Source organism: Chamaesiphon polymorphus CCALA 037 (assembly GCF_003003845.1).
Classification (GTDB): Bacteria; Cyanobacteriota; Cyanobacteriia; order Cyanobacteriales; family Chamaesiphonaceae; genus Chamaesiphon; species Chamaesiphon polymorphus.
On record NZ_PVWO01000466.1, the window covers coordinates 1 to 4,670 of the forward strand.

Below are 4,670 nucleotides of genomic sequence, written 5' to 3' on the forward strand. Positions count from 1 at the left end.
GTTAAGGTTACAGGCTTGCTCATTGTCAAACTTTAACCCAATTTGACTACCTCTCTCCAAAATGAGCGAACCGTGAGAAATTATCTGGGATGTTGTCGAACGAGATCGGCGAATTCTAGCAGAGCCAAAAACGCTAGTTGGAGTTTTGGATTGGGGAAGTCTCGGCATTCGTTTTGCGGTGCGTCCGTGGGTACGAGCAGCCGACTATGAGGATGTTTATTTTGAGATCCAAGAAGCAGTGAAAAAAAGATTTGATGAAGAAGGAATTTTAGTCCCTTGTGAATTTCCGAGATACTAAGAGACTGTAAAAAAATAACCTCATGATTTTGAGAAATAGCTATGCCAGTAGCTAAAGCTTGCAGCCTCAAACCAAGAAATTGTTTTTTACACTACTGCTATAGTAACAAACCAGACTTCTCGCAAGAAGTCGGGTTTGTATTCTAATCAATGCAACGATCTCCCGAACAACTGCGATCGAATGGATGTTTTTCCAGATAAATTCGCGCTGTCTGGTTAAGTATTGGGGTAAGATCTTTTGCATGTCCTTTACTGACAAACTCAAAATATCGCTAATGACGCAGACTGGGCACAGAGCCAACCGATCGAACCGAGGTAAAACGCTAAATGAGTGACGACTTTTCTGCTGAGATCTATGATGCGATCGTCGTCGGATCGGGTGCTAATGGGGGCGTGGCGGCCAAAGAACTCGGCGAGCGGGGTTTGAAAGTCCTCGTCTTGGAAGCAGGGCGAGCGGTCGATCCACAGGCCGATCTGGGGCATCCGGTGCGAGATATGGCAAAGCGGGCTTATAACTTGGCGATCTCCCAGCGGCAGTCATACCAAGCGATGCACCCCGGTTATTGGAAAAATAATCCAGATTTATTTACTGATGAGAAAGACAATCCCTATACTACGCCACCCGATCGACCATTTTCGTGGATTCGCGGTCGTCAGGTCGGGGGCAAAAGTCTGACCTGGGGCGGGATTACGTTACGTTTGTCCGACTACGAGTTTAAAGCCGCGAGTCGCGATGGCCACGAGCGAGATTGGCCGATCGAGTATGCCGATTTAGCCCCTTATTATAGTAAGTTGGAGCGGTTCTTTCAGGTGCGTGGCGATCGCGATGGGCTGGCACAATTACCCGATGGCGACTATCAACCGACGATTCCGTTGACTCCTGGCGAACTGCATCTCAAGCAAGTAGTCGAAACCAAATGGCCCGATCGCAAGTTGATCGCTTCGCGGGGATTTGGATTAAATAAGTCAACATTATCAGCAGCTTGGCCGTCTTCTTCGAGTCAAGGTTCTTCGCTGCATGTCGCGATCGAGACGGGGAATGTTACGCTCAAATCTGATGCCGTGGTCAGTCATGTTATTTTCGATCCCGATACCCACAAAGCTACTGGGGTTGAATATATCGATCGAGTTAATAAAACCACTCATCGAGTCTTTGGGCGTACCGTCATCTTATGTGCTTCGACAATTGAGTCCGTGCGGATTCTGTTGCATTCTACCGCACGTTATCGATCGGGTGGATTAGTCGATCGATCGGGGTTGCTCGGTCGCTTTTTGATGGATCACGTTTCTACTTCCACCTTCTTTTTCATCCCTGGCTTAAAACCACCAACCAAACCTTTCGCTCTGTCCGGTTGCGATAGTTTTTTCATTCCCTGCTTTGTCAATTTGAAATCGCAAACCGAGGATTTTTTGCGCGGTTATGGGATCTGGGGCGGCGTGCAACGCTTCGATTTACCTGGCATCGTGCGGAAAGTAGGGGTAGGTTCGATCGGATTTGCGATCGCGCATGGCGAAGTTTTACCCCGTTTCGACAATCGGATTCAGTTAAGCGAGGATGTCGTAGACGCGTGGGGGATTCCAGTGCCGCATATCGAGTGTGCTTGGTCGGATAACGAACAGCGGATGCTCGCACACATGCACGCCCAGATCGATGAAACGATCGCGTTAGCTGGCGGTAAGCCGATGAAGTTGACGGAGATGTTTCGGATTCCGCTCTTTAGCGAGCTGGTGAGCAAGATGGAGCATACGATGTCTTTCTCGGCTCCTCCAGGCTATTACATCCACGAGGTTGGCGGTGCGCGCATGGGTACAGATCCGACTAATTCAGTCGTCAATTCCCACAATCAGTGCTGGGATGCACCGAATCTATTTGTCACCGACGGAGCCTGCTGGCCATCTTCGGGATGGCAAAGTCCCACTTTGACAGAGATGGCTGTCACGGCGCGTGCTTGTGCTTTTATTGCTGATGAAATAGGTAAGGGCGGTTTTATTTGCTAATTTAATTACACTAATCTACTTAGACCACACATCCCCGACTTCTTGGAGAAGTCGGGGATGTAGTATAATCCTGAAAATAAATCGTCAGTTTCGATGCCGATCCAACAATGTTTCGGCTAATTTTTGAGCTGTTTTCAATCGATCGGGATCGTCGGATTTCGCAACCCAAACAGCTAATTCATTCAGCGCACCATTGACCAAATGAGCGAAGCCTTCGGCATCGATCGTGTTTAATTTGCCCTCTTTGACGGCGATTTCAATCGCCTGATGGAGTAGCCCAAATCCATATCGATCGAACTCAATTAAGGTATCTGCGGCTAAAACTGCTGGAGCTTCAATAAACACCAATCGTCGCAAATCGTCTCGTTGGGCTATTTCTAAAAATGCCTGACAACCCACCACCAACTGTTCCCAAATGTCGTCTAACGGCTGAACTTTGGCTCTAATGTAATCTGTAATTTCGTCATAGGCTTCGGCGACTACTGCCTTAAATAAACCTAACTTATCGCCGAACTGATGATACAGTGCCCCACGCGTAATTCCTAGCCCCTCGATCGTTTCTTCGGTGCCAGTGGCGGCATAGCCTTTGGTCGCAAATAGATGGCGCGCTCGATCGAGAATGGCGCGGCGAGTGCGTTGGGTTTGTTCGGCTTTGGTCAGTTTGGCGGACATGGTAGCTTACTTTTAGTTGACATTCATACTGTATGTATCTTGACAACAAAAACGGTGTTGCAGTATAAAGGATACATACAGATTGTATCTGTTATTGAGATTCTCTACAAGGAGATGAGAATGCAAACCACACTAAACGTCCGCAAAGCAACGCTCACCGATATTCCGTTTCTCGCCAGCATCGTATATGAAGCTTCGCTACCGCCTTTGAACTACTGCTTCTGGGACGACTTTTTGCAAGGTACTAGCACCAGCGCGCTGCAATTCATTGAGGCTCAATTGCAGACAGATGCTTCTAACTGGGGATCTGTGAGGGATTTCTCAATTTTGGAAGAGGATGGTAGTCCCGTTGCCGCAGCAGCAGGATATACCCCCAATGCTGAGGATTATTGCCCGTTTCGGCTATCTTGCCTAGCCAAAATTGCCGATCGATTGAACTGGTCGGCAGAAGTCGCTACCGCTTTTGGTAATCGCTACGAACAATTTTGGGGCAACGATTCCCGACCATTTTTTCTCACACCTCAAGCACCCTGGATTATTGAAAATGTTGCAGTAATACCGGAAGCACGGGGGCGCGGGTTGGGAAAAGTTTTACTCAAAGCCGTACTCGAAGAAGGGCGATCGCAACAGCACTCTCATGCCGGAATTACGATCGTTAATGGGAACAATGCGGCTCGCCATACCTATGAATCGATCGGGTTCAAGCCTTACCAAACTTTTCACGCTGATTATTTTAGCCAGCAGTTTGGAATTGAATTTCCCGGACTTACTAAATTTGGTCTTTGTTTAACCTAAAAATTTCCCATAACAGTTGTGGCTGCTGTAAAACGTATTATCTTGAGGTTATTTATAAATGAAACTAGAAGAAGTCGTTCCTTGGGGTAGAACCCTCGAAGAATACAAATTAATGTTTCTCCTATCGGCAGCAGATCTAAACTCAAACATTCTGGGATGTGGTGACGGCCCAGCTAGCTTCAATGCTCAAATGACCGAATTAGGGCACTCTGTGGTGTCGATCGATCCAATTTATCAATTTTCTGCTGAAGAGATCGATCGACGCGTTCGAGCTACCTATGAGACAGTTATTTCACAGGTGAAGCAAAATCAGGATCGTTATATTTGGAAGAATTTCCGAGACGCTGACGAACTTGGTAATGCTCGGCTTAAAGCAATGGAAAAGTTTTTATTGGACTATGAATCTGGAAAAGTTGCAGGTCGATATTTAGATCGATCTTTGCCAAGTTTAGACTTTTTCGATCGCCAGTTTGAATTGTGTGTTTGTTCTCATTTACTGTTTTTGTATTCAGAACAGTTATCATTTGATTTTCATCTGGCTTCGATCCTCGAACTGTTGAGAGTTGCCCTGGAGGTGCGGATTTTTCCCTTACTCAAACTCGATCTCCAGCCATCTTCTTACCTCGATTCGATCGTGCGAGAGTTATCAAATGCTGGCTATCACACGCAAGTTATAGCTGTTGATTATGAGTTCCAAAAGGGTGGAAACCAAATGTTAAAAATTAGTCGTTAAATTAATTGAGAGAGGAGATAGTAGATGTCGTTTGAGACAATTCTCGTAGCTGGCGCGAGTCGTGGGATTGGGCTGGCTGTGGCCGAACATTTAGTAGATAGGGGTTGCGGAATAAAGGCTAAAATCCAGGTTGGAAAGCAGTTACAGCTACTAATTCAGCTACTCAGAGCCAAGG

5 protein-coding genes are annotated in these 4,670 nt (G+C 46.7%); 4 read left to right on the top strand and 1 reads right to left on the bottom strand.

All coding sequences use genetic code 11. The annotated features are described in order from the left end of the window. Nucleotides 1–82 precede the first annotated feature (82 nt). A complete protein-coding gene (locus C7B77_RS24500) occupies nucleotides 83–298 on the top strand; it encodes a hypothetical protein (RefSeq protein ID WP_342761374.1) in 216 nt (71 codons plus the stop codon). A gap of 326 nt (nucleotides 299–624) precedes the next feature. After that, nucleotides 625–2,295: a GMC oxidoreductase gene (locus C7B77_RS24505; RefSeq protein WP_106311084.1), complete on the top strand. Its 1,671-nt coding sequence runs from the start codon at nucleotides 625–627 to the stop codon at nucleotides 2,293–2,295. Between the two features lie 84 nt (nucleotides 2,296–2,379). Here C7B77_RS24505 and C7B77_RS24510 read toward each other — a convergent pair whose 3' ends face one another. After that, nucleotides 2,380–2,967 (bottom strand): TetR/AcrR family transcriptional regulator, encoded by a 588-nt coding sequence (locus C7B77_RS24510; protein ID WP_106311087.1) that lies wholly within the window; start codon nucleotides 2,965–2,967, stop codon nucleotides 2,380–2,382. A gap of 120 nt (nucleotides 2,968–3,087) precedes the next feature. On the opposite strand from C7B77_RS24510, the gene C7B77_RS24515 reads away from it, so the two are divergent. Together C7B77_RS24515 and C7B77_RS24520 are read left to right on the top strand one after the other, a co-directional pair. Beyond that, nucleotides 3,088–3,762: a GNAT family N-acetyltransferase gene (locus C7B77_RS24515; protein WP_106311093.1), complete on the top strand. Its 675-nt coding sequence runs from the start codon at nucleotides 3,088–3,090 to the stop codon at nucleotides 3,760–3,762. A 58-nt stretch (nucleotides 3,763–3,820) separates the two neighbouring features. Further along, nucleotides 3,821–4,495, top strand: coding sequence for an SAM-dependent methyltransferase (locus C7B77_RS24520; RefSeq protein WP_106311090.1), 675 nt, complete (start codon nucleotides 3,821–3,823; stop codon nucleotides 4,493–4,495). Nucleotides 4,496–4,670: the final 175 nt, after the last annotated feature.